Raw genomic sequence first — 24,677 nt, 5'->3', positions numbered from 1 at the left:
CTGTTCCTTGGTCACTTTTGACCTCCTTCAGATTCGTTGGATGTGGTGGCGCCAGCCAACTGGGCGCTAACTGGACGACGTCCAGCACGCGGCGATGGCGGCAAGCTTTGGCCTGGCAGTGGCGGTACTGGGTAGCCACCGGCGAAAGCGTCGAAGGTTTCGTTCTTTTCGCCCTCGGTATCTTCGTGCTTATTGGGTAGCAGCGAGATGACTACGATTAGGACAATCGCGATTGCCATGATGCCACCGACGAGGTAGAAGCTGTTGAGCTGGTAGAACTCGCGTAGGCCTTGCATGAAGGCAACGAGGACGAACCAAGCGAGGGAGATTGGAATCAGTACCTTCCAACCAAGTTTCATGAACTGGTCATAACGGAAACGGAGCAAGGTACCACGGGTCCAGATCATGAGGAACATGAAGAACCATAGCTTCATGGTGAACCAGAGCATTGGCCACCAGCCGGAGTTGGCGCCTTCCCAAATGTAGCCGAGGCCAAATGGTGCATGCCAACCACCGAAGAACAAGGTGGTAGCGACAGCCGATACGTTGAACATGTTGATGTATTCAGCTAGGAAGAACCAAGCGAACTTCATCGACGAGTATTCGATCATGTGACCGGCCACGAGTTCACCTTCAGCTTCTGGCAAGTCGAAAGGTAGACGGTTTACTTCGCCGACCATCGAGATCAAGTAGATAACGAAGGAAGGGGCGAGGGCGAAAGCCCACCAGACATGATCCTGGGCGGCCACGATTTCCGAGGTCGACATGGAACCCGAAACCAAGAAGACAGCCACGATGGAAAGTGACATGGACAGTTCGTAGGAAACCACCTGAGCGGCCGAACGAACCGAGCCGAGCAACGGGAAGGTGGAGCGGGTCGACCAACCACCGAGGACGATGCCGTAAACGCCGAGGGCGCTGATCGCCAAGATGTAGAGGGTCGAAACCGGCATATCCATGAGCTGCAACGGACTGGAGTGTCCGAAAAGGTTTACGTTTGGCCCCATAGGGATTACTGCAAAAACCATGAAGGCACAGAAAGCGGCAATGGTCGGAGCCAGAATGTAGATGAACTTATCGGATTTCTTGGTCCAGATATCTTCTTTGGTCAAAAGTTTGACCGCGTCAGCGATTGCCTGGAAGAGACCGAAGGGACCGTGCACGTTCGGGCCAGGACGGGTTTGCATGCGGCCGAGGCCACGACGTTCCACCCACAGTGCCATGAGCACGGAGAGGATCAGGAAGACAATGATGAAAACAGCCTTTAGTAGGCTGAGCCACCAAGTTTCCTGACTGAAGTCAGCGGGAACGAAGTTACCTTCGGCGCTCACTAGGTAGTTGAGGGGATTCACTTGGTCACCTCCAAGGCGGATAGAGTCGCGAGGGTGCCATGTCCCCCGAGGGTTTCGTACACGTTAGTGCCGTTATTTTGTGGCACCCAAATCACCTTGTTTGGCATGGTGGCCACCACAACTGGCAGGCTCAACGAGCCGCGTTCGGTGGTGAGGGTGATTTGCTCGCCAGACTTAACCCCAGCGTTGGCTGCGGTTTGGGCTGAAACGAAAGCTACTGGGCGACGGGCGCTGGCGCGTAGGTCATCGGCTCCGGCCAAGGTAAGGGCGTCATCAAGCAACTGCTTGTGAGTGGCGACCACAACTTGGTTTTCGGCGGGCGATGGCAGCGGCGGTACTGGCACGTTCGGGGCGTTGGTGGCCTCGACTTCGTGTTCCATTAGGTCGTTAACTTCGGCGTAGAGAGCCTTGAGGTTTTCTAGGCCGAGGTCGATACCGCGCAGCGCTGCTAGGCGCGAGAGCACCTGACGGTCATCAAGGGAGGTGGCTGAAAGTGCCTGGCCGAAGGGGCGCAAGCGGCCTTCCCAGTTGATGAAGGTGCCTGGCTTTTCGGTAGGCGGTGCTACCGGCAAGACTACGTCAGCAAGTTCGGTAACTTCGGTGCGGTTCACTTCGAGGCTGACCACGAACTCAGCTGCCTGCAAGGCTTCACGGGCGGCCTTCGGGTCAGTGAAGTCGCGAAGGTCAACACCGCCAACGAATAGGTTGGTGATGGCCGAGGACGCAGCGCCCTCGAGAATCGCCACGGCATCGCGACCGGTGGTGACGGGCAGTTCGGCGCCCCAAACGGCGGAAAGTTCGGCGCGGTCGGCAACTTCGTCTGCTCGACGTCCGAATGGGAGGAGGTTCGGCATGGTGCCGGCCTCTACCCCACCGCGTTCACCGGCGCGACGTGGGACCCAAGCCAAGCGGGCGTTGGTGCGTTCGGCCAAACGAACGAGGGCGGACAAGGTGCCTGGGGTGGATACAGCACGTTCACCAACGAGGATGACGCCATTTTCAAGGCTTTCGGCGAGGTCGGCGAAGGGGTTACCCGCGCTGATGGCCTCAATCATTTCTGGTTCGGTGCCAGGGGCAGCCTGCAACCAGTTAGCCGAAAGTTTCAAGGTACCTGGGGTACGAACCGAGGCGATGGTAGCGACCTTTAGTTTGCCTGCGGTCACGCCCTTGCGTAGACGCAAGAACAAGGTGGCGCATTCGTCTTCGGGCTCGAGGCCGACGAGCAGGACCTGACCGGCATTTTCCACGTCGGTGTAGGTGACGCCGAGGCCGGTACCAGCAACCTGCGAGGCAAGGAACTGGTTTTCTTCGGCGCTGAGGTCACGTACACGGTGGTCGATGTCGTTGGTCTGGCCAACTAGTCGGGCGAACTTGGCCCATGCGTAGGAGTCTTCGAAGGTGAGGCGGCCACCTGGCAAGAAGGCCGAACGGCCTCGGTCCATCGCTTGCGCGACCCGAGTCAAGGCGTCATCCCAAGAGGTTTCGACCAAGTTACCTTCACTGTTACGCACTAGTGGGTAACGCAAACGAGCGTCACCGGCCTGCCAAGTAAAGGCGAAGCGGTCCTTATCGCTAATCCATTCTTCGTTGACCGCAGCATCTTCCCCGGCCAGACGACGGGTGACTTCGCCACGGCGTACGTCGACGCGGATGGCAGCACCCGAAGCATCGTGTTCGGTAACCGATGGGGTTGAAACGAGGTCGAATGGACGCGAACGGAAGCGGTACTGGGCGGAAGTCAACGCACCTACGGGGCAAATCTGGATGATGTTGCCCGAGAAGTAGGAGGCGAAGGGGCGGCCAGACTCGTCGGTTTCGCCTGGGTGGGCTGGACCGAAGTTGGTCGAGCCGATCACTCCAGGGAGGCCAGCGGGGCCAGCGTACTCGTTGGTGCCGGTTAGTTCGTTGCCGCTCGGGTTGGAGTCGGTGTCAGCGAAGCCTAGCACCTGGGTGTCGAAGCTACCGATCTGTTCGCCCATGTGGAGGTGGTGATCTAGCGGTGAGGAACCGCCGCCACGACCTTGCAGGTCAATGAAGGGGTCGCCGGCGATCTGCTTGGCGAAGCGGACACAACGCTGACACAAGATGCAACGGTCTCGATCCAGCAAGATCTGGCTGGTGAGGGTTACTGGCTTCGGGTAGACGCGCTTGGCGCCGGTGAAGCGGCTGCCGTCACCACCGTTGGCTAGTGCCTGGTTCTGTAGGGGGCATTCGCCGCCCTTGTCACAGACTGGGCAGTCCAGCGGGTGGTTAATCAGGAGGAATTCCATGATGCCGCGCTGTGCCTTGGCAGCTACTTCCGAAGTGTGCTGGGTGTTGACAATCATGCCCGGCATTACGGTCATGGTGCAAGAGGCCTGCGGCTTCGGGAAAGGACGGACATTGCCTTCGCGGTCTGGCGCAGCCACATCTACCAGGCACTGACGGCAAGCGCCGGCAGGCTTCAATAGTGGGTGGTCACAGAAACGCGGAATGCGAATCCCGGCCTGTTCTGCGGCACGGATGATGAGGGTACCGGCTGGTACCGTTACTTCCGCACCGTCGATGGTTAAGGTCACCTGGTCACTCATCGGGTTCCTTCACTTTCTGCAAAAACCGCGGAAGCTTCGTACGGGAACATTTCCCGCGCGGGCATCGTAATGCAGTCTTCAAACTCTTGTCTAAAGCGCTTAATACCACTGAGAATTGGGGTGGCAGCGGCGTCACCGAGAGCACAGAAGCTCTTGCCGGCAATATTGCTGGCCACATCAACTAGCAGGTCTACGTCGCCTGGTTTACCTTGCCCTGCCTCGAGGCGAAGCATGATTTGCTTGAGCCAATAGGTGCCTTCACGGCAAGGGGTGCATTTACCACAGGATTCGTGCTGGTAGAACTCGGTCCAGCGGGTGATGACGCGAACTACCGAGGTGGTTTCGTCGAAGACCTGGAGGGCACGAGTACCAAGCATGGAGCCTGCTTGACCCACCGAATCGTAATCCAATGGAATGTCTAGTTCTTCTTCGGTAAAGATCGGGGTGGATGAACCACCTGGGGTCCAGAACTTGAGCTGGTGGCCGGGACGGATACCACCGGCCATTTCGATTAGCTCACGCATGGTGATCCCGAATGGTGCTTCGAACTGACCGGGGCGTGCGACGTGACCCGAAACGGAGAAGAGGCCGTGTCCCTTGGACTTTTCGGTGCCCATGGCGTCGAACCATTCCACGCCGTTGCCAATGATGCCGGGCACAGATGCGATGGATTCTACGTTGTTGACCACGGTTGGGCGAGCGTAAAGACCCGCAACCGCTGGGAACGGTGGCTTCAAACGTGGGTGGCCACGACGTCCTTCAAGGGAGTCAAGTAGCGCAGTTTCTTCACCACAAATGTAGGCACCAGCACCAGCGTGAACAGTGATTTCGAGGTTGAAATCGCCGTTGGGGCCAAGTCCTTGACCAATCAAGCCGGCCTCGCGAGCTTCACGAACCGCAGCGAGGAGGCGACGGTAGACGTGCACGACTTCACCACGGAGGTAGATGAAGGCGTGTTCGCAACGAATGGCGCGCGAGGTAATCGCAATACCTTCAATCAAGACGTGGGGGTTGCCCATCATGGTGGGGATATCTTTACAGGTACCTGGTTCAGATTCGTCGGCATTCACTACGAGGTAGCGAGCTTTACCGTCATCTGGGGGCAAGAATGCCCACTTGAGGCCGGTTGGGAAGCCAGCGCCACCACGACCACGAAGACCGGAAGCCTTGATCTGGTTGGTGATTTCGGCTGGGTCCATGGTTAGGGCCTTGGCTAGTGCCTGGTAGCCACCGCGGGAGCGGTAGGCTTCGAGGGTGTAGCCGTTGGGCTGATCCCAAGTGTTGGAGAGTACCGGGGTTAGTTTGCCGGCAGCTTTAGTCACAGTCATCAGTTATTCCCCTCTACTGCAGGAGTGTCGGCGCTAACCTCTGGGGAGGTCCAATCGTTTTCGCGGGCGATTTCGAGGCCACGCAAAGACGAGCTACCGGCGGTTGGGCCTTGGCTAGCCAATCCGTCCTCGAAGCCAGCCAAAGTATGGGAGACCTCTTTGAAGGTTGGAACCTGGTCGGGACCGCGGGTAGGAGCTACTGGGCGTCCGGCCTGTAGGTCGGAAACTAGTTTCAGGGCCGAGGCTGGGGTCTGGTTATCGAAGAATTCCCAGTTGACCATGATCACTGGAGCATAGTCACAGGCGGCGTTACATTCGAGGCGTTCAAGGGTGATCTTGCCGTCCTCGGTAACTTCTTCGTGACCAATTCCAAGGTGTTCTTCCAAGGTTTCCCAGATTTGGTCACCACCCATCACGGCGCAGAGCGCGTTGGTGCAAACCCCGACGGTGTATTCGCCATTGGGGTGACGCTTGTACTGGGTGTAGAAGGTCGCAACTGCGGATACTTCTGGTCGGGTTAGGCCGAGGACGTCCGCGCACAAGGTGATACCGGCGGCGGAAACGTAGCCATCTTCGGACTGTACCAAGTGAAGCATTGGTAGTAGTGCCGAACGCTCGTGCCCTTGCGGGTAGCGTGCCACGATTTGGGCGGCTTCTTCCCTTAGACGAGCTTCAACTTCTGGAGCGTAAGCATTCATTAACGGTCCACACCTCCCAGTACGGGGTCAACGGAAGCCAAGGAGACAACTACGTCGGCGAGCTGGCCGCCTTCAGTCATCATGGCTAGGGATTGCAAGTTCGAGAACGAGGGGTCGCGGAAGTGCGCACGGTATGGGCGGGTGCCACCGTCGGAGACGAGGTGTACGCCCATGACGCCCTTGGCGTGTTCCACGGTCTGGTAGACCTGGCCGGCCGGAACGTGGAAGCCTTCAGTGACCAGCTTGAAGTGGTGGATGAGGGATTCCATGGATTCGCCCATGATTTCGCGAATGTGTTCGAGGCTGTTGCCCTGACCGTCGGTGGAAACCGAGAGCTTGGAGGGCCATGCGATCTTCTTATCTTCGACCATTACTGGGGTGCCGTTGCAGGCATCGAGACGATCGAGGACCTGGTAGATAATGCGGAGCGATTCGTAGCATTCTTCGAAGCGCACCTGCACACGGTTGTAAGCGTCCGACTTATCGCGGGTAGGCACGTTGAACTCGAACTGTTCGTAACCACAGTAGGGCTGTAGTTTACGCATATCGAGTGGCAGGCCTGCAGCGCGGATACATGGGCCGGTTAGGCCGAGGGCGAGGCCGGCAGCCAACGGCATGTAGCCGACGTCGACGTGACGGAGCTTGAAGATTGGGTTCTCTTGGGTCAGATCCTGGAGCTGACCGATGTCGCGACGCAAGGATGGAAGCAGTTCACGAGCGTAGTCGGTGGTGCCCGGAGGAAGATCCTGCGCCACACCGCCAGGGCGAATGTAGGCGTGGTTCATACGCAAACCGGTGACGGATTCGAAAATGCGCAAGACATTTTCACGGCCACGGAAGGCGATGGTCATCATGGTGGTGGCACCCATTTCGTTACCACCGGAGCCGATTGCGACTAGGTGGGAGGAAATGCGGTTGAGTTCCATCATCAGAATACGGATGAGGTTGGCTCGTTCCGGAATCTGATCGGTGATGCCAAGGGCCTTTTCTACTGCGAGGCAGTAGGCGGCTTCGTTGAACATGGGGGCCACGTAGTCCATACGGGTGGCAAAAGTGGAGCCTTGGGCGAAGGTCCGGTATTCCATGTTCTTTTCAATGCCGGTGTGCAAGTAGCCGGTGCCGACGCGTAGCTCGCGCACGGTTTCACCATCGATTTCGAGGATGAGGCGGAGCACGCCGTGAGTTGAGGGGTGTACTGGACCCATATTGACCACGATGCGTTCGCTCGAGAGCTTGCGCATTTCGTCAACAATGTCTTCCCAGTCGCCGCCGGAGGCTACGAGTTCATCGAGTTCGTCCTCGCCGAGGGCGGGGCCGGTGGCAGTGAATAGCGGTTGGTTAGCGCTCATCAGTTGTATGACCTCCGAGTATCGGCGGGCGGTACGGTGGCGCCCTTGTATTCGACAGGAACCCCACCGAGTGGGTAGTCCTTACGTTGTGGGTGTCCTACCCAGTCGTCTGGCATGGCAGTACGGGTGAGGGCCGGGTGACCAGTGAAGACAATGCCCATGAGGTCCCAAGTTTCGCGTTCGTGCCAGTCGTTGCCTGGGTAGACGCTGGTAACTGAAGGGATCTTCGGGTCGGCGTCTGGGCAGGTTACTTCAAGGCGCAACATGCGGTTGTGGGTGATGGACATGAGGTGGTAGACCGCGTGTAGTTCGCGACCTTGGTCTGCTGGGTAGTGAACGCCAGAGACGCCGAAGCACAGTTCGAAGCGTAGGTCCTGGTCGTCACGGAGCATCTGGCAGACGGTCACAATGTGGTTGCGGTCTACGTGGATGGTTAGTTCGTCATGTTCAACGACGACCTTTTCGATGACGTTGGCAACCGGTAGGCCGGCCTCGGTCAAAAGTTCTTCGAGGATGTCGACGCAGTTGTCGAACCAAGAACCGTATGGGCGTGGGGTTTCTCCGGGAAGTACCACGGGGGCAACTAGGCCCCCAAAGCCGGTGGTGTCGCCAGATCCTTTGTTGCCGAAGAGGCCACGTCGTTCTGCCACTTTACGTGGTGCGGGATCGCCGCGGTTCTCAGAAACGGCAGCATTCATGACTTCTTGAGTTTGCTCGTCTAGTTCTTCGCTCACGCTAGCAATCCCTTCATCAGGTGGGTGGGGGTAGCTTCCAAAGCGGCCTTTTCGGCAGCGCGGGCAGCTTCTTCCCGGTGGACACCCAAAGGCTCAGTGCGCATGTAATCATGAAGCGTCAAAATGGCGTTCAGCAGAGCTTCGGGGCGTGGAGGGCACCCTGGGAGGTACACGTCAACTGGCACGATGTGGTCACAACCTTGGACCACGGCGTAGTTGTTGAACATGCCGCCGGAGGAGGCGCAAGCACCCATGGAGATAACCCACTTTGGTTCTGGCATGGAGTCATACACGCGGCGCACAATCGGAGCCATGCGGTGCGAGACTCGACCAGAAACGATCATCAAGTCGGCGTGACGAGGGGAAGCACGGAAAACTTCCATCCCGAAACGGGAGATGTCGTAGCGGGGAGTACCGGTGGCCATCATTTCGATTGCGCAGCAGGCTAGCCCCATGGTGACGGGCCAGACTGAAGCTTTACGGGCCAGACCGAGGACTCGCTCAACACTGGTGAGCGCTACCCCGGCAGGTAGTTTTTCTTCAATTCCCATTATTTACCTTCCTACCTTCAGTCCCATTCGAGGCCGCCGCGGCGCCACTCGTAGACAAATGGAATTGTGATTAGACCGATGAACAGCATCATGGCGTAGAAGACGGTGGAGCCGAGGCCGGAGAAACCTACGGCCCAGGGGTACATGAACACCACTTCAATGTCGAAGATGATGAAGGTCATGGCTACCAAGTAGTACTTGACCGGGAAACGGCCAGAGGTTTCTTGGTGTGGCGCCGGATCAATGCCACATTCGTAGTTCTGGGTCTTAACCCGGTTTTTCTTCGAGGGACCTAGGATGGCGGAAGCACCTAGACCGCCCAAAGCTAGCACCAATGCGGCGACAGCCATAATCAGCAACGGAGTGTAGCTGTTCATCGAATCTCCTTCTTTGCTTTGACTAATAGTTGAGTGCTCATGCGCTGGGCACCACCTTAGTCAGCGTTTGGATGAGTTTGTCAGATAGGTCGCCGCCGGAGCGTTCGTACCCGTCTGATAAGAGTTTGTGCACCAGTTTCATCAGGGCTGGTCGAGGTAGCCCATACTTAGTGCAGGCCCGCATAATCTGTGGGCGTTCAATTAGTTTGACGAAAATCCGGCCCAGCGAGTAGTAACCGCCGAGCTGGTTTCGCAAAGCTTGTGGGTAGGCCGACATGGCCAAATCAAAACCGCTTTGGGTATCGCGAGCACAAGCGAGGACGAATGCTTCGGCGAGGAAACGTCCCGCTTGCATGGCGGGAGCAATGCCTTCCCCGTTAAAAGGAGAGACCATGCCGGCTGCATCGCCGATCAGGGCGAGCCCATCAGCGTATTGCGGTTTACGGTTAAAGCACATGGGTAGCGCTGCACTGCGCAAGGGTGCGGTCTGGTTTTCTTCCGTGAAACCCCATTCTTCGGGGAGATTGGCACACCAAGCACCGAAGATTTGTTTATAAGGAAGTTTGGTGGCCGCCTTATTAGAGGAGACAGAACCGAGGCCGACATTGACGAGTCCATCACCCAAGGGGAAGATCCAGCCGTATCCGGGCAGAAGGTTGGATTCGCCGGGTTTTCCGTCCCAGAGTTCTAGATGGGAGATCATCCAGTCGGTATCACCGAGCGGGGAACGGAAGTAGGTGCGGGCGGCGACTGCCATGGGGCGACGAGCGGCTGCTTGACGACCGGCTGAGATTGCTAGTCGGGCGGCGACTCCCCCAGCGTCGACCACGAGTTTGGCGGAAATATCGTAGCGTTCTTCATCTTCGCCGCGGCCTTTGAACCCGACTACCCCATTGACACGACCGGTGGCATCGGTTTTAAGTTCCTTGACGAGGACGCCCTCGACCAAATTTGCGCCAGCTTTGGCGGCAGCTCGGGCCAAGGTTTCATCTAATTCCATGCGCGGACAAGCCATCCCGAAATCTGGGAGGGATCGCTGAGCGGGCCATGGTAGTCGGATTTCGTGTCCCCCACCGACAACTTCGAGACCGAGATTTCGTTGCCAATTGGAGGTATCGATCCCCATTAGTGCTAGTTCATTGACTGCTGCTGGGGTCAGACCATCACCGCAGATTTTGTCGCGCGGGAAAGTAGCTTTTTCGAGGAGATAAACTTCTACGCCAGCTTTGGCAAGGTAGTACGCTGCGGCAGACCCACCTGGGCCTGCGCCGACGACTACGACGTCGGTTTTAATGGCATGTGTCGAAGCCAAAATAACCTTCCTAAATACAGTTGCAACTGCCGAGTGCTTGCGTCCAAGCACAGGCGATTATGACCTCTCACTAACTTAGCTGAGGTGAACATAACCGTATTAAAGGCTAAAGCTTTCGCTCTTTAACTGCGCGAGCAGGATGCTTTTCCCTGTAATTATGCGGATTTATGAAAAAGGCATCGCCACTCAGTCGCTTTTTTAAGAAAACATAGGTCTTACTTAATTCACACTGAGCGGCGATGCGGAATTTTCTGCCACTAACCTAGGACTTTAGCTTCAGATAGAGATTATTGTCCTAAGTGTTTTGGACTTTAGGCGTCAGCAATTGGGATGGCGTGAGGTTCACCCGAGATTCGCGACGGCATAGAGACTACTTCACTGACCGGACGTAGCTCAAGCCACCACTGTTTGCGTGGGCGACGATTCTCCATCTCCACGACCTCGGCAATCCGTTCGATTGGAGCGGTGCGGATCGCACCTTCCGAGTAGCCAATGTAAACGGCTTCGGATGAACGGAAGGTGTGGGCCTTTTCGCTGTCGATTTCGCGAGCGAGTTCTTCCTCGACCCAGTTCATGGCGTGGAAGACCAAACGGGTGGCCAATAGTCGGTCGAATGGGGTGGGCGATCCACCCTGCTGTAGGTGGCCGAGGGCGGTCTGACGAACGTCGTAGAGTCCCTTGCCTTCTTCTTCGAATACGCGAGCGAGGAAGTCGCGGTTGTAAATCGCGGAGGCTTCTTCGTTCGAGATGACCATAAAGAGGCGACGACCGGCCTCGAAAGACTTCCGCATGCGGATCGAGTCTTGGTTGAGCTGGTCGAGGGTGATGCCATCTTCGTGCAGGTAGGTTAGTTCGGCACCGGCAGCAATACCCGACATGAGTGCAAGGTAGCCACAGCGACGACCCATGGTTTCTGCCACGAAGCAGCGACGGGAGGCCGCAGCTGATTCCTTTATGCGGTCGAGCGCCCAAACCGCGTTATTGAGGGCGGTGTCGGCACCAATGCTCAGTTCACAACCGGGCAGGTTGTTGTCGATGGAGGCAGGAACACAAATGATCGGAATATTGAAGGCTTGGTAGCGGTCGCGTTCCTTCACCAGCTCATAGGCGGAAAGGTAGGCGTTGAAGCCACCGACGATCATGAGGGCGTCAATATTGTTGTTTTCGATGGCTCGGCCAAGCGAGTAAAGCTGTTCTACGGTAGGAACTGGGCGACGGGTGCCTAGTTCGGCCCCACCATCGAAGGCCCAACCTTCGACCGATTCCCAGGCGAGTTCGGAAACTCGGCCGTCGATGAGGCCACCGAAGGAGCCTTGCACCCCGAGCATGGTCAAGCCCTTGTCGATACCGATACGAACGGCGGCGCGAGCGGCAGTGTTCATGCCGGGGGCCAAACCACCAGCGTGCAAGATTGCGACGCGTTTGCCCGCAGCTGGCTTAACTTCTTCTTCCCAAGCGTGCCCCGGTGAAGGCGTTGGGCGAACGTGGTCTTCGAGTGCTGCAGTATGTTCGAGGACGGCACGACGGGCATGTTCTACCTTGCTGTTGCTCTCGATTTCATCGAGACGACTTTGTGCCTTTGGTTCCACGCAACCAGTGGTTAGTGCGCGGTTGGCAGGCTGGTAGGACGGTGGGGTCGACATGATGCGGTTAATTTGCACCATTTCGGCGAAGGAGGAACCACGTAGGCGCACGGCCGCAGTGTAGTCGCCATTCTTAATCAGGCCAGCGACGGAACGAGTGTCAGCCACCGCCTTCATCATGGGGATACGAGAGACGCGGTTGTGGCGCACACCGAGAATGTTCGGTTCATCCTCTGGGGTGGCTTTCATGACTTCTTGGACGGCGGCATAACCGAGGATGGTGGACATCCAGCGGTCGTAGGCGGATGGTTCACCACCACGCTGAACGTGACCAAGGATGGTCACGCGCACGTCCTCGCCCATTTTTTCGCTGAGCACGTCGGCGACTTGCTGCGAGGTAATGGGTTCACCGTGACGGTCCTTGGCGCCCTCGGCCACCAAAACTAGTGAGTCACGACGACCAGCGGCACGGCCGGCGCGCAACTTGTTGGCAAGCTCTTCTTCCCAACCATCTTCTGGCGGTACTTCTGGGATAAAGACGTAGTCGCAACCGCCGGCGATACCGGCCATCAATGGTAGGTATCCACAGTGGCGTCCCATGACCTCAACCACGAAGGTGCGTTGGTGGGAGGCGGCGGTAGATGAAATATCGTCGATGGCGTCAACAATACGGTGGAGGGCGGAGTCTGCCCCGATGGTCATGTCGGAGCCAACGAGGTCGTTGTCAATCGAGCCGACCAGACCACAAATCATCAGGTGCTGGTGAGCGTCTGCTACTTCGGCGCTAACTTCGCCGCGTTCGACTAGTTCGGCCAGAAGTTCTGGCCAAAGCTGACGGAATTCGTTGGTGCCGGTCAGGGAGCCGTCACCACCGATCACAATGAGTCGGTCGATGCCATGCTCAAGCAGGTTCTTGACCGCGCGACGCATGCCGTCACGCTCACGGAAGTCTTTCGAACGGGCAGTACCAATTACGGTGCCGCCCTTGTGCAGAATGTTGGAAACATCAGACCAGCCCAGCGGCTTAATGCGATCGCCACCGTCGCAAGCACCCTGCCAGCCTTCCATAATGGCGCAGGGTTGGACGCCCATGGCGAGGGCGGTACGGGCTACCGCACGCACTGCAGCATTCATGCCTTGCGCGTCACCGCCGGAGGTTAGCAGACCGATCCGGTGTGCCTGACTCGGATCTTTGACAGCGGAAGCGGTGGCTTCAACTTCTGCTTTTGATGAGGGTTGGGGATCAATGTCCGCAACCGTCTGTTCGGTGTCTGGCATCGTTGCCGAAGATTCCATTATGTCCTCCCGAGGGTGAATACTAATCGTATTCAGTGTGCCACGTCACCGCCGAGAATGCCAATATCGCCCTCGATAATGAGGGTTCCTTTCGCCCTAAGCTATCAAAAGACCTGAGGCAATAAATCAACTTTGATTTCGTTTTAACAAACTTTTCCTTTTATTTTCACGTAGAATGCTATTACCAGTGTTGATATTGGCAAGTTTCTCACCGTGTAACCAATTTAGAGATGCTTAAAAATGTCGGCGAATCCGTTTCAACCCGCACGTTGAAAGGCGTAACCGTGAAAAGATCTATTGCAGTACTATGCTCTACTGCGCTGGTGGCCACTGCCCTATCAATTGGTAGCGCCACCGCGAATAATTCGCATGAGACGCAAACAGTGGACGGCCCTAACCAGCAGTTCATTGTTAAGTTTAAGAACGGCTCGTATGATGCTCGGGCGGTGAACCGTGCTAAGCGCAACGACGATACCACCGAGAAAATTACGAATCGCACCAAGAGTAAGATGGATCAGGCAGCTGCCAAGGTGGGTGCCGATGTCACTGACGGCAAGGTAGCCATCTCAGACACCACTACCGTCACCTTGGATAAGCCACTAAGCCCGAAGGAAGCGGCTCGCTTCCAGGCGGAGTTGGCTAAAGACCCCAATGTGGAATATGTTGAGCCCGATTTAGTGCTCTACCCTGCCGAGGTAGCCGAAGCTAATGCGGCTAGCACTAACGCTTTCTTCAACCACCCGCTGGCTGCCAAGGCGAAAAAGGCGGCTCCGGCCCCGAATGATCCTCGTTGGTCCGATCAGTGGTCTTTGCATGGCGACTGGAGCATTCAGATCCAGGAAGCTTGGAAGTACACCAAGGGTAGCGGCGTGACGGTAGCAGTAGTTGATACTGGCATCATCGATCATCCAGATTTGAACCGTCGCTATGTTGGTGGCTATGACTTTGTCACCAACCCACGCAATGGTCGCGATGGCGATGGGCGCGATAGCGATCCGCATGATCCCGGTGACTGGAACCGTGCCAACGGGTGCCGTCCTGGCAAGCCCTACCGTGATACGCCCTCGACTTGGCATGGATCCCATGTGGCTGGCGTGATTACGGCCTCGGCCAACAATAATACGGGGATTGCAGGTGTCGCCCCAGAAGCCAACTTGTTGGCGGTACGCGCGATTAGTAACTGTGGTGCCCAGTTGGCCGATATTGCCTCGGCAATGATTTGGGCAGCTGGTGGCCATGTCCCTGGGGTGGAAGCTAATGCTCATCCAGCAGACGTAATTAACTTGTCAATGAGTGGCCCGAACCCGCAATGTCCGGCCGTTTTGCAAAACGCGATTAACCAGGCGAACCGTTTGGGCGCTACCGTGGTGATCGCCGCCGGTAATGCACGCCGAAACGCAGCCGGCTACACGCCCGGTAACTGCCGCAATGCGATTACCGTGGCGGCTTCTGGCCCAACCGGTAATCTTGCCGCATATTCGAACTATGGTCGCCGGATCGATATCACTGCTCCTGGTGGCGATAAGCGCTTCGAAAATGGGCAGATTCTTTCCACTATCGATTCGGGACGCACTGCTCCAGTTTCCGCTTCTTACGGTTACTTGGAGGGCACCTCGCAGGCAACTCCGCACGTTTCTGGTGTCGTTGCCTTGTTGAAATCTTTGAAGAAAGATTTGTCCCTTTCTGAGGTACAGGATTTGCTGGCCGAGGGCGCTTCAGACTTGAACTCGTGTTCGCAAGGTTGTGGCGCTGGCCTATTGAATGCGGGCCAGAGCGTGGAACAGCTTTACCGTCAGCTTCATGCAGACGATCCGGAGCCAGAGCCGAGCCCCGAGCCTGAGCCGGCACCAAAGCCCACGCCGAAGCCGGATCCAAAGCCTGAGCCGGCACCTAAGCCAGAGCCCGCACCTAAGCCAGAGCCGAAGCCGCAGCCAACGGTAGAACCAGCTCCAGTTCCGACTCCGACAGTTGAGCCCACCCCGGCTCCTACGCCAAAGCCGCAGCCAACTGCAGAACCGGCGCCCAAGCCTAAGCCTGAACCGGCCCCGAAACCGGAGCCCGCACCTAAGCCGGAGCCCGCACCTAAGCCGGAGCCCGCACCTAAGCCAGAGCCCGCACCTAAACCGGAGCCCGCGCCTAAGCCAGAGCCGAAGCCTGAGCCCAAGCCGGAACCGGCACCTGCGCCAAAACCAGAGCCACGCCCGGAGCCTCGGCCCGAGCCGGCACCGAAACCAGAGCCGGCTCCGCGGCCGACCGCCCCAGCGCATGTTTCTTTGTCGAAGTACCGTTTGTATGCTGGCGAGTCTATTAACCTTCGCGGGATGAACTTCACTCCGCATGCGCGAGTGCGTTTCGTCCTCGATAGTTGGGCTAACCGCATCGGCACTTTGCAGGCAGATCGCCATGGTAATGTGGCGGCCCCGTGGCATGTGGGATCCTCGCTCTCCGCGGGCTATCACACGCTGTATGCGATTGAAGAGGGGACGTACCGTTCGACTTCGGTTAGGATTTATATCCAACCCCGTTACAGCTATCGTTGGTTTTGGTGAGCCGATTGTCTAAATCTAAGTTTTCAGTGCTGCTGACTGCGGCTTTGGTCGCAGTCAGCATGACTGGTTGTTCCCTCACGTCTGCCGGCCCCCAGGTGGTCAAGGTAGAAGAATTGAGTTCTCCCGAGGACACTGTGGAGCTCACTCCGGCCCCAACGACTACCCCGCCGGTGACCAATCCGAGCATTCCAGGTGCCGCCAGTACCGAACCGACTGGCACGCCAGCACCTGGCACTCCTGGGCAAAATGCCGAGGGCGGCAACCAGCCCGGAGCAGGCACCCCAGGAGATGCTAATCAAGGAAACAATGGCCAATCGGGCGATGGCTCAGCAAAATCCGGCGAAGGTGAAGGCATTTCTGGTGCTAGCAATCAAAGTGATAATGCTGGCAATGATAACCAGCCACCGGTCGATACTGAGCTTGGCAATGCTCGGGTTGGTGACGACAAGAATGAAAACCAAGTCTTGCACTTGGATTTGTATCTACACCCCGACAGCAAGCCAGGCCAAGATATTGCAGCTGGTCGTGCCCCGCTTTCCTTCCGGCATGAAATCGAAGATTTAGCCAAAAATTTCGAATGTCATTCCTTAAACTTCAGCGTGGCCCCCATGCCCATGGCCACCTGGGAAGTGGAATGCCCGAGCAATGTGACCATGATGGCCCAGTTCCTAGCGAAGCTGAACTTGTTGCCACAGGTTGATCGGGCAGAAGAAAGTCTGACGCTCGACACCCAGGGGCGCGGCTAGCACTAGCTTCACGTCCTCGACAATAAGAGGACGCGAACGTGGCTACGTCCTCGGCGAAACTTTGGTGGAGCCGCCTTAGTTGTCTCTTAACGAGTGCAACTGGGGTGGCTCCTCGATTTATGTGGAAGCGCTCCTGCCTATCCCCTCTCGCCTCCGTATTGGCTGGGCAAAGAGTCGCCAGTTGCACCTTTTGGCAACTTCGCTTGTCTCTCACCGATGCTTTTCGCGTCACAAAGTAGCAAAAAGCCCTGTCCCATTAATTTTTTTCGCCCTAGAATGAGGGGTATATGAAAAAATGGAGGAATTTTTGTTAACTAAAATTTTACGCCGCTACGCTAAGCCTTATGCTTGGCTAATTGCGGCAGTTATCATCTTCCAGATCGCTCAAACCATTGCCTCTCTTTGGCTCCCCAGCCTCAACGCCGACATTATCGATAAGGGCGTTGTCACGGGCGATACTGGCAAAATTATGCATTATGGCTGGATCATGATCGGTATGGCCACCCTGCAGGTGGTGGCGAATGTTTTCGCCCTCTACTTTGGGTCGAAAGCCGGTACGGGTGTAGGCCAAGACTTGCGCCACGATACTTTCGAGCGAGTACAGAGTTTTTCCCGCACCGAAATGCACCACTTTGAGGCCGCTTCTTTGATTACGCGTGCCACTAACGATATTCGTCAGATTCAAATGGTCACCATGATGGGTTTGGCGATTATGGTCATGTCCCCGATTATGAGCATTGGCGGCGTCATCATGGCAATCCGACAGGATGCTGGGCTCTCCCTTTTGCTAGTGGTGGCAGTGCCAGCTTTGGGCGCTGTGATGGGCATTTTGATGTACAAGTTGCAGCCACAGTTCCGGCTTTCGCAAAAGCGTACTGACGCGATCAACTCGGTGCTTCGCGAACAGTTGACCGGTACTCGTGTGATTCGTGCGTTCGTGCGCCAAGACGCAGAACGGGAACGTTTTGATACCGCCAACGTCAACCTGCGCGACACCAACTTGGAAATTGGTAAGCTGTTCAGTTTCATGTTCCCAGCCATCAACTTGATTGTGGGTTTCTCTTCGGTGGGCGTGATTTGGTTCGGTGCCATCCGGATTGACTCGGGCGCGATGGAAGTGGGCGCGATGGTCGCCTTCTTGAACTACCTAATGCAGATCTTTATTGCGGTCATGATGATGTCCTTCATGTTCATGATGATTCCACGTGCCCAGGTTAGCGCCGAGCGTGTGCAGGCGGTTTTGGACACCGACCCCGTGATCGCTTCCCCGAAGACTGGCCGTAAGCCAGCCGAAAATGAGCGTTTGACATTCTCCTTGGTGGATGCCACCGTGCAGTACCCAGGGGCAGAAATGCCCGTTTTGGCCGATATTAACGCCACTTTGACCCCGGGGACAACTACCGCCGTGATCGGTTCAACCGGTTCTGGTAAGTCGACTTTGGCCGCCCTGCTCCCCCGTTTGATTGATACTTCTCGTGGCCAGATTCAGATCAATGGCGAGGATATCCGCGAGTGGGATTTGCCAGCTTTGCGTCGCCGCATTGCCTACGTGCCACAGACCTCTTACCTGTTCTCGGGCACTATCGCTTCGGCCGTGGCCGCGGTTCCTGTCGATCAGGTAACCGATGAGGTGCGTGCCCGCGTGGAAGCAGCTCTAGAAATTGCTCAGGCCACGGAGTTTGTTTCCCGCCTTTCCGAGGGCGTGGATTCCCGCGTGGACACCGGCGGCAAGAATTTCTCTGGCGGTCAGCGGCAACGTTTGACGATTGCCCGCGCGGTTTACCGTCACGCCGACTTGTTTGTCTTCGACGATTCGTTCTCTGCCTTGGATTATGCGACCGAAGCTCGGTTGCGCCAGGCACTGCCACAGGTAACCGGTGAGGCTGCCGTTTTGGTGGTGGCTCAGCGTGTCTCCTCGATTGTGAATGCTGACCAGATTCTGGTGCTAGATGGCGGTCAAGTGGTTGGTTCGGGCACCCATGAGGAGCTACTGGCCAACTGTGAAACCTACCAGGAAATTGTCAGTTCCCAGCTAGATCCGGAGGAGGCAGCATGAGTCACGGACGTCCGGGGGCTGACCCCACACGTAAGGCTAAGAACTTTAAGGGCACAGTGATTCGCCTGTTGCTCTGGCTCAAACCTGAGCGCCTACGTTTGAACTTTATTTTGGTGCTTTCCACTTTGGCGGTGGCCGCGCAGGTGGCTGCCCCGAAGATTTTGGGTAACGCAACCAATATTGTTTTCGAAGGCATTTTCAATAAGCGCACCCCGAAGGGTGTCACGAAAGAGCAGATGATTGCCGGTTTGGAAGCGGCTGGTAAGACTGATATTGCCAAGATGCTCGAACCGATGAATCTGAACCCTGGGACGGGCACCGACTGGAGCGCCCTCGCCAAGGTATTGCTGTTCGTGGCGGGCCTGTACTTCCTGTCTTCACTTTTGCAGTGGATGTCGGGTTTCTTGATGCGCATTGTCGTCCAGAATACTGGCTACACCATGCGCCGTCAGGTACAGGAAAAGATTGACCGCGTGACCTTGTCCTACTTGGACAGTTCTTCCCGCGGTGATTTGCTTTCGCGCGTAACCAACGATATCGACAATATTACGCAGACTTTGATGCAGACCATGACGCAGCTACTCAGCTCAATTTTGACGCTGATTGGCATGCTAATCATGATGTTCTACATTTCTTGGTCGCTGGCACTTTTGACTCTAATCATCGTGCCTTTGGCGATCATCCTCGGCGGTTTGATTATGAAGCAGGCCGGCCCCTACTTCTCGAAGCAGTGGCGGGCGACCGGCGAACTTTCGGGCATTGTGGAAGAAGCTTTCACCGGCCAGGAAGTCACCACCCTTTACGGTTTGCAAGAAGAGTTTGCGGATCGTTTCGCCGACTCGAACCGCGAAGTTTCGCACGCGACTTTTAAGGCCCAGTTCCTCTCGGGTCTAATGCAGCCGCTCATGTCGATGCTTTCGAATGCTGCCTATGTGCTAGTCGCGGTGGCTGGTGGTTTCAAGGTGGCGAGCGGCCAGATGACTTTGGGTGACGTGCAGGCCTTCATTCAGTACTCGCGCCAGTTCACCCAGCCGCTAACCACTTTGGCTTCGATGGCCAATATGTTGCAGTCTGGTGCCTCTAGTGCGGAACGCGTTTTCGAGTTCCTTGATGCCCCTGAACTAACCGCCGATACTCGCGATGAGCAGGCGCGCACCGAGGGCGACCAGGCGTTGCGTGACGCCGGCATTATCAATGAACGTGGACAGGTTTTGGCCGCGCAGCCTACTGGTGGTACCGAGGGCGGACAGCCGGCCTCGGCCAACGAGCAGCAGGTGCAAAACGGCAAGGTTGTCTTCCGCGACGTGAACTTCAGCTACGTGCCCGGCAAGCCGATTATTACTGGTCTGAACTTGAGCGTGCAGCCAGGTCAGACCGTGGCGATTGTGGGTCCGACTGGTGCTGGCAAGACCACCTTGGTGAACTTGTTGATGCGTTTCTACGAGATTGATTCTGGCGCGATTTTCGTGGACGGAATCAATACTTTGGACATGACTCGTGACGAGCTTCGTTCCCGCATCGGCATGGTTTTGCAGGATACTTGGTTGTTTACCGGCACAATCATGGAAAACTTATCCTTCGGTAAGGTTGGAGCCACCGAAGAGGAAGTGATTGCCGCAGCGAAGGCCACTAGTGTGGACCGCATTATTCGCGCTTTGCCTGATGGCTATGAGACTCATTTGGATGATGAGGGCGGCGGCATTTCGAATGGTGAACGTCAGTTGTTGACCATTGCTCGTGCCTTCTTGTCCGATCCGGAGATTTTGATTCTGGACGAGGCCACCTCTTCGGTCGATACTCGTACCGAAGTTTTGGTGCAGCAGGCCATGGGTAAGTTGCGTTCTGGTCGAACCAGTTTCGTGATCGCTCACCGCTTGTCGACGATTCGCGATGCGGATCTGATTGTGGTGATGGAGAACGGTAACGTGGTTGAGCAGGGTACACATACGGAGCTTTTGGCCCGCAATGGCGCATACCGTCACTTGCATGATGCCCAGTTGGCCGTCGGTGACAGTGAAGAGGTCACCGAGTAACTAGCCGACCGCTTTTAGGCTGATAAAGGTTTGCCCCCGACATTTTGGTGTCGGGGGCAAACCTTTACTGTTTTAGAGGTGCAGTAGCTGCTTTTCTTCGTCGGTGAGCCAACGAGGATCGGCGGCCAGACCTTGGTAGTAGTTGTTGAGGTGTGGCCAGTCGCTTAGCGGGGCGGGAGCCTTGGCGGCCTGCTGCTTGGCCCAGGCCTTGCGGGCGCCCTCGTCCTCGCCGGGGGCTTTGGCTAGGGCTTGCGAGTAGGCTTCGCGCGAGTGCCAGGCGGCAAGCGATACGAGGTGCGCAAAGACGCGCACGTCCCAAGCGCTCACCTTTTCGCCCAGCAACCAGGGGCCTTGTTCGCTAACTTCCGCCAGGTGCTGTTCGAGGGCGTTAAGGGCGGCAACCACTTTCCCTTGGGCTTCACGCTTGGCCTCTTCATCATCCGAGTGAAGGACAGTACCAAAGGGGCGGGCGAGAAGCTGGTCGAACCACATGCCCAGTTCAGTCTGGCTGGCTTTTTCGGCCAGTTCGGGCAAGTCGGACGCTTGGTAGTCGCGCGAGCGGGCGTCGGCGACGGCACGATCTTCGTCCTCGGCATTGGCGCCTTCGGGGTAAAGCTGTGGGGCGTCCTCGGCCTGCAAATCCCGCCAGGCGGTGGCCAGGTCAAAGAGCAGGTCGCCAGACTCGCGGGCGACGATGCGGCCACGCACGCTGGGGTCGGCTTCATCGACGAGGACGGGCACGGAGGTGGATTCACCGGGCTGCCAGTCTGGCTGGCGACGGTAGAGTTCGCGGGTGGTGCGCACTTGTAGGTCTGGGTCGAAGTCCCATTTTTCGCTGGTGAATTCGAAACCGTCTGGGCCAGCTTTGGGGGCCATGGACAGGCTAATCGCGTCCTCGAGTCCGAGTAGTCGACGGGCAATGGCGACGCGGCGGCACCAGGGGCAACCAACGTAGGTGACGAGTCGGTAGCGCCCAGCAACTACGGGGATTTCTTCTAGTCCGGTGGCGGCGTGGGCTGCGAATCGGCGATTTGGCACTGTCATAGTGACTCCTTTCAGGCTTTTCTTATGTCCATCATAGTTCAGGATTTGGTAAAACACGGTAAACTAGCCCGTGAACTATTTTCACTCCGGGTGGCACCTTGCCGCCCTCGTATTTTGGAGGATCAGATGGACATCGCATGGAAGGTCATCAACGGGGTGGCTCTTGCTGGCGCCGCTTTGGTCGCAAACACTGTCGTCAAGTCCGGTTGGAAAGCTTTGACCGGTAACACTCCCCCAGCTCCGGGTGATGAGGAAGCAACCGCCCGTTTGGCTGAGGTGCTAATTTTTGGTGCCCTTTCGGGCTTGGTAATGGCTGCTGCTCGCCGCACCGCGGTACGTAGCGCCAACAAGTGGTACGGCGGATCGAAGTTTAATCAGCTGGAGGTCTGAAAATTTCCGTTCTAGCTGCCATCAGCCTATTTTTTGCCCTCACCTCCACCCTGATTGGGGTGGGGGCATTTACTGCCGGTTGTGTCCAGATTTATCGCCGGGTGGCAGCTGGGCAAAGCGATCCGGGGCGTTTTTCTCCGGTGGGAACGCGCTTTGCCACTTTCTTTGCGGAGGTTTTGACCCACCGCGCTTTTAAGGGTCGCCCCTTGGTGCGTATTTCGCACTGGATGGTGATGCTTTCGTTCCCCATTTTGTTCTTGACCCTGGTCAGCAGTTATTTCCAGATTGTTCGCCCGGGTTTTTCCCTGTTTTTGCTGGGCCATTTTCCCCCATATGAGTGGCTGGTAGAGTTTTTTGCTTTGGCTTGTTTGCTGGGGATTTTGGCTCTGTTTGTGGTGCGTGCGCGCAATGGTGGTGCCTTGCCTTGGCGGCGCGCCGAGGTTACTCGTCAGCAGGCTGAGGCGGAGTTGGCGAACCGTGATGGTAGCGCCACTTCTTTGCCTCGTCGTTTCTTGGGTTCAACCAAGTGGCAGGCGGTTTTTGTCGAGGCCGTGGTGCTGCTGGTGGCGATTGCGGTGCTGGCTTTGCGCGTTTTGGAGTACTGGTGGGCACAATTGCCCGCGAAAGCTCAGGATTTTAATGCTGCCACCGCGTGGGCCGAGGGCGCCAATTACCTGACGAACGCCGCCGAGAGTTCGACCTCTTGGTGGCATCACCCAATTTCTGGTCCGTTAGCTACTTTGCTGGCGTCTGCTTCTCCGTCTTTTGATGCGAAGGCTTTGTCGGTGGCGATTGCCCTGACTGCTTTGGCGAAGATTCTCACCTCCATGATTTGGATGATGGTGGTGGGCGCCCAAACCACCATGGGGGTGGCTTGGCACCGTTTTACCGCCCTCGTGAATGTGTTTGCGCGGCGTGACCCGAAGGGTGGCAAGGCACTGGGCGCTTTGGAGCCGATCCGAATGCAGGGTGAGCCGTTGACGGCAGAAACTTTGGAGGATCTGCCCGAGGATGCCCGCCTTGGGGTGGAAACGATTCACGATTTCACCTGGAAGGGCCTGCTAGATTTCACTTCTTGTACCGAGTGTGGCCGTTGCCAGGAGCTCTGCCCGGCTTGGGCAACAGGAAAACCGCTCTCGCCTAAGCTATTTACTTTGGCTTTGCGTGACCATCATGCTTCGGCCACCGCCTTTGCGAAGGCCGCCGACCAGTTGTTGGCGGAGCGCCCCGAACTCAACGATCGTTTTGGCACTGACGAGGGCTCTGGCACGCGCTTGTGGCCGCTGGCAGACATGCTCCGTCCCGTGGATTCCCAGTCGACCGAGGACGCGGCGCTGGCTGGGTCGAACACGGAAGGCTCTACGGAGTCTGCTGCGGGCCAGGCTGCCACAGGCGCTAAGGACGCAGCTGTTGCTGGCCAGGTTTCGCCGTTGTTGCCGGAGGAGGCTCTCGCCCTCGATTCGAATTTGCCTTTGGTAGCGCACACTGGTGACGTTTTGGCGGCCTTGCAGGCCGGTGGGGCGGCCCCTGACCTGGAAACTGGGGTGGCTTTGCAGACCGCTCCCCTAGTTGGTGACGTGATTGTGCCCGAGGCTTTGTGGGCTTGTACGACTTGTGGTGCTTGTGTGGAACAGTGCCCGGTGGACATTGAGCATATTGACCATATTGTGGATTTGCGCCGTAACCAGGTGCTGATGGAGTCGGCGTTCCCGAAGGAATTGGCCGGGGTGTTCCGCAAGATGGAATCGAAGGGTAATCCTTATGGCAAGCCGGCTCGGAAGCGCATGGAGTGGGCTAAGAATCTAGACTTTGAGATCCCGGAGATCGGGGTTGATGTGGAGGATGCGACCGAGGTCGACTACCTGCTTTGGGTGGGTTGCGCGGGCTCCTTCGACGATAAGGCCATGAAGACTACCGCGGCGATTGCTGAGCTTTTGCATTTGGCTGAGGTCAGTTTTGGCGTCCTCGGCCAGAATGAAAGCTGTACTGGTGACCCGGCTCGTCGCGCTGGCAATGAAGTGTTGTTCCAGATGCTGGCGGCAGCGAATGTGGAAATGCTTAATGAAGTGAAGGCCACCAAGATTATTGTTTCTTGTGCGCACTGCTTCAATACGATTGGCCAGGAGTACCCGCAGTTGGGCGGCAAGTACGAGGTTTTGCATCATACGCAAGTGCTGAACCGTTTGGTCCGCGAGGGTCATTTGCGCCCGGTGCCGCCTAGTGCGGATGAGGCTCAGAAGGTCACCTACCATGACCCGTGCTATTTGGGTCGCCACAATGGGATTTATTCGCCGCCGCGTGAGCTCTTGGGCTCTGTGGTGGGCAGTGAGAATCTGGTGGAAATGCCGCGTCATGCCGATCGAGCCATGTGTTGTGGTGGCGGCGGTGCGCGGGCATGGACCGAGGAGAGCACCGGGGTGCGCATCGCTTCGGCTCGTAGCGCCGAGGCCGAGGAAACTGGTGCCACCTTGATTGCGACCGCTTGCCCGTTCTGTACTCAGATGTTGGATTCGGCTAGCCCGAAGGCGCAGGTGCAGGATGTGGCTTTGAGCCTGCTCGACTCGGTTAAACGCGGACAGAACTAGCGGTTATTTTCCGTAGCTGGGTCGATTGCCTGGGTCAGCCGCAGTGGCAAGGCTAGGACAAACTTGTCCCTGCCTGAATGAAGCGACTTTCGGTTAGTTGTGCCCGGTAGCAGACCGCGCTTGA

At 57.1% G+C, this 24,677-nt stretch carries 17 protein-coding genes; 6 read left to right on the top strand and 11 right to left on the bottom strand.

What is annotated here, in order from left to right:
* Positions 1-11: 11 nt before the first annotated feature.
* The 10 genes from nuoH to BK816_RS09630 all read right to left on the bottom strand — a co-directional run bounded on the left by nuoH (position 12) and on the right by BK816_RS09630 (position 13,150).
* The gene (nuoH, locus tag BK816_RS01830; protein ID WP_170299648.1) at positions 12-1,352 is read right to left on the bottom strand and encodes an NADH-quinone oxidoreductase subunit NuoH; all 1,341 of its coding nucleotides are present in this window, start codon (positions 1,350-1,352) and stop codon (positions 12-14) included.
* A complete protein-coding gene (locus tag BK816_RS01825; protein ID WP_071163655.1) occupies positions 1,349-3,922 on the bottom strand; it encodes an NADH-quinone oxidoreductase subunit G in 2,574 nt (857 codons plus the stop codon). The genes nuoH and BK816_RS01825 overlap by 4 nt, the downstream gene beginning before the upstream one ends.
* Positions 3,919-5,250 (bottom strand): NADH-quinone oxidoreductase subunit NuoF, encoded by a 1,332-nt coding sequence (gene nuoF / locus BK816_RS01820; RefSeq protein ID WP_071163654.1) that lies wholly within the window; start codon positions 5,248-5,250, stop codon positions 3,919-3,921. Before nuoF ends, BK816_RS01825 begins: the two co-directional genes overlap by 4 nt.
* The gene (nuoE, locus tag BK816_RS01815; protein ID WP_071163653.1) at positions 5,250-5,948 is read right to left on the bottom strand and encodes an NADH-quinone oxidoreductase subunit NuoE; all 699 of its coding nucleotides are present in this window, start codon (positions 5,946-5,948) and stop codon (positions 5,250-5,252) included. Before nuoE ends, nuoF begins: the two co-directional genes overlap by 1 nt.
* Positions 5,948-7,297: an NADH-quinone oxidoreductase subunit D gene (locus BK816_RS01810; RefSeq protein WP_071163652.1), complete on the bottom strand. Its 1,350-nt coding sequence runs from the start codon at positions 7,295-7,297 to the stop codon at positions 5,948-5,950. The genes nuoE and BK816_RS01810 overlap by 1 nt, the downstream gene beginning before the upstream one ends.
* Positions 7,297-7,995, bottom strand: a complete 699-nt coding sequence (locus BK816_RS01805) for an NADH-quinone oxidoreductase subunit C (RefSeq protein WP_071164881.1) — start codon at positions 7,993-7,995, stop codon at positions 7,297-7,299. The genes BK816_RS01810 and BK816_RS01805 overlap by 1 nt, the downstream gene beginning before the upstream one ends.
* A gap of 32 nt (positions 7,996-8,027) precedes the next feature.
* The gene (locus tag BK816_RS01800; protein WP_071163651.1) at positions 8,028-8,582 is read right to left on the bottom strand and encodes a NuoB/complex I 20 kDa subunit family protein; all 555 of its coding nucleotides are present in this window, start codon (positions 8,580-8,582) and stop codon (positions 8,028-8,030) included.
* A 17-nt stretch (positions 8,583-8,599) separates the two neighbouring features.
* Positions 8,600-8,959, bottom strand: coding sequence for an NADH-quinone oxidoreductase subunit A (gene ndhC / locus BK816_RS01795; RefSeq protein WP_071163650.1), 360 nt, complete (start codon positions 8,957-8,959; stop codon positions 8,600-8,602).
* A gap of 37 nt (positions 8,960-8,996) precedes the next feature.
* The gene (locus tag BK816_RS01790; RefSeq protein WP_071163649.1) at positions 8,997-10,271 is read right to left on the bottom strand and encodes an NAD(P)/FAD-dependent oxidoreductase; all 1,275 of its coding nucleotides are present in this window, start codon (positions 10,269-10,271) and stop codon (positions 8,997-8,999) included.
* A gap of 311 nt (positions 10,272-10,582) precedes the next feature.
* The gene (locus tag BK816_RS09630) at positions 10,583-13,150 is read right to left on the bottom strand and encodes a 6-phosphofructokinase (protein WP_257786290.1); all 2,568 of its coding nucleotides are present in this window, start codon (positions 13,148-13,150) and stop codon (positions 10,583-10,585) included.
* Positions 13,151-13,434: 284 nt separating this feature from the next.
* Here BK816_RS09630 and BK816_RS01780 point away from each other — a divergent pair, with 284 nt between their 5' ends.
* The 4 genes from BK816_RS01780 to BK816_RS09775 all read left to right on the top strand — a co-directional run bounded on the left by BK816_RS01780 (position 13,435) and on the right by BK816_RS09775 (position 20,534).
* A complete protein-coding gene (locus tag BK816_RS01780) occupies positions 13,435-15,699 on the top strand; it encodes a S8 family serine peptidase (RefSeq protein WP_204377199.1) in 2,265 nt (754 codons plus the stop codon).
* Positions 15,700-15,704: 5 nt separating this feature from the next.
* Positions 15,705-16,445 (top strand): hypothetical protein, encoded by a 741-nt coding sequence (locus BK816_RS01775; protein WP_071163647.1) that lies wholly within the window; start codon positions 15,705-15,707, stop codon positions 16,443-16,445.
* 307 nt (positions 16,446-16,752) lie between these two features.
* Positions 16,753-18,501 (top strand): ABC transporter ATP-binding protein, encoded by a 1,749-nt coding sequence (locus tag BK816_RS01770; protein WP_071164880.1) that lies wholly within the window; start codon positions 16,753-16,755, stop codon positions 18,499-18,501.
* Positions 18,498-20,534, top strand: a complete 2,037-nt coding sequence (locus tag BK816_RS09775; protein WP_071163646.1) for an ABC transporter ATP-binding protein — start codon at positions 18,498-18,500, stop codon at positions 20,532-20,534. Before BK816_RS01770 ends, BK816_RS09775 begins: the two co-directional genes overlap by 4 nt.
* 72 nt (positions 20,535-20,606) lie before the next feature.
* On the opposite strand, the gene BK816_RS01760 is transcribed toward BK816_RS09775, so the two are convergent.
* Entirely contained in the window at positions 20,607-21,578 is a 972-nt protein-coding gene (locus tag BK816_RS01760; RefSeq protein ID WP_071163645.1) for a glutathione S-transferase C-terminal domain-containing protein, read from the bottom strand.
* 24 nt (positions 21,579-21,602) lie between these two features.
* Between BK816_RS01760 and BK816_RS01755 the strand changes: the two genes are divergently transcribed.
* Positions 21,603-21,968 (top strand): DUF4235 domain-containing protein, encoded by a 366-nt coding sequence (locus BK816_RS01755; protein ID WP_083378987.1) that lies wholly within the window; start codon positions 21,603-21,605, stop codon positions 21,966-21,968.
* Between the two features lie 140 nt (positions 21,969-22,108).
* Complete coding sequence (locus BK816_RS01750) at positions 22,109-24,553, top strand: (Fe-S)-binding protein (RefSeq protein ID WP_236842345.1); 2,445 nt, start codon at positions 22,109-22,111, stop codon at positions 24,551-24,553.
* The last annotated feature ends 124 nt before the right edge of the window (positions 24,554-24,677 follow it).

This window comes from Boudabousia tangfeifanii, from assembly GCF_001856685.1.
Classification (GTDB): domain Bacteria; phylum Actinomycetota; class Actinomycetes; order Actinomycetales; family Actinomycetaceae; genus Boudabousia; species Boudabousia tangfeifanii.
This window is presented reverse-complemented; position numbering and strand designations above follow the sequence as displayed.

Coding starts and splice junctions, on each gene's coding strand:
- BK816_RS01825 (WP_071163655.1), bottom strand. CDS start 3,922: ATGAGTGACCAGGTGACCTTAACCATCGACGGTGCGGAAGTAACGGTA.
- nuoF (WP_071163654.1), bottom strand. CDS start 5,250: ATGACTGTGACTAAAGCTGCCGGCAAACTAACCCCGGTACTCTCCAAC.
- nuoE (WP_071163653.1), bottom strand. CDS start 5,948: ATGAATGCTTACGCTCCAGAAGTTGAAGCTCGTCTAAGGGAAGAAGCC.
- BK816_RS01810 (WP_071163652.1), bottom strand. CDS start 7,297: ATGAGCGCTAACCAACCGCTATTCACTGCCACCGGCCCCGCCCTCGGC.
- BK816_RS01805 (WP_071164881.1), bottom strand. CDS start 7,995: ATGAATGCTGCCGTTTCTGAGAACCGCGGCGATCCCGCACCACGTAAA.
- BK816_RS01800 (WP_071163651.1), bottom strand. CDS start 8,582: ATGGGAATTGAAGAAAAACTACCTGCCGGGGTAGCGCTCACCAGTGTT.
- ndhC (WP_071163650.1), bottom strand. CDS start 8,959: ATGAACAGCTACACTCCGTTGCTGATTATGGCTGTCGCCGCATTGGTG.
- BK816_RS09630 (WP_257786290.1), bottom strand. CDS start 13,150: ATGGAATCTTCGGCAACGATGCCAGACACCGAACAGACGGTTGCGGAC.
- BK816_RS09775 (WP_071163646.1), top strand. CDS start 18,498: ATGAGTCACGGACGTCCGGGGGCTGACCCCACACGTAAGGCTAAGAAC.
- BK816_RS01760 (WP_071163645.1), bottom strand. CDS start 21,578: ATGACAGTGCCAAATCGCCGATTCGCAGCCCACGCCGCCACCGGACTA.
- BK816_RS01755 (WP_083378987.1), top strand. CDS start 21,603: ATGTCCATCATAGTTCAGGATTTGGTAAAACACGGTAAACTAGCCCGT.